The organism is Candidatus Symbiopectobacterium sp. NZEC135, from assembly GCF_025962695.1.
Genome location: NZ_JAGFPF010001396.1, coordinates 1 through 561 on the forward strand (window position 1 = coordinate 1; position 561 = coordinate 561).

The following is a 561-nucleotide window of genomic DNA, read 5'->3' on the forward strand; positions in this document are numbered from 1 at the left end:
CTGGATGCCGTCACGTCAGGCGATGGCGATCGCCATGCAGATCCTCAATTCCGATCCCTGCTCCACGCCGTTGCAGCGTTTGCAATTGGAATCCCAATGCCTGAGCCTGATCGTTGAAGCCTTCAGCTCATTGCTGAGCACCGCGCAGGAAAAAAATGCGCGTGTACCCCTGCGTATCTACCATCGGGTGCAGGAAGTACGCGATATGCTGGAAAGCGGCGCGGCGGATCAACTGTCGGTGAAAGCACCTTACAGCGCCATTTTCGTCAGGCGTTTAATATGAGCGTGTTTGAGTACCTGCGCCGCAATCGACTGCAACGCGCCATGGTCGCCATGCAAAAAGAGGGACTCGGTATCGCGCAGGCCGCCCATGTGGCGGGCTATAACAGCCCGGCCAATTTCTCCACGGCTTTTCGCCGCGCATTTGGCATCACTCCGGGGCAGCTTAAAGACCGTTTCTAAGTGTGATGCAATGCTAATGCAAAATTTGCGCTATACAGCGTACGGTGGTTTCAATTATACCTATAGGCATTCATGTATTTACTTGATTGTCTTTTCAAA

At 53.1% G+C, this 561-nt stretch carries 1 protein-coding gene and 1 pseudogene; both read left to right on the forward strand.

The genetic code is table 11. The annotated features are described in order from the left end of the window. Positions 1-283, forward strand: a pseudogene (locus J5224_RS34465) (hypothetical protein); the annotation flags it as partial. Further along, positions 280-462, forward strand: coding sequence for a helix-turn-helix domain-containing protein (locus J5224_RS34470; RefSeq protein WP_264629323.1), 183 nt, complete (start codon positions 280-282; stop codon positions 460-462). The pseudogene J5224_RS34465 and the gene J5224_RS34470, both read left to right, overlap by 4 nt. Positions 463-561 lie beyond the last annotated feature (99 nt).

Excerpts from the sequence above, each read along its gene's own strand:
- J5224_RS34470 (WP_264629323.1), top strand. The coding sequence starts at position 280 with ATGAGCGTGTTTGAGTACCTGCGCCGCAATCGACTGCAACGCGCCATG.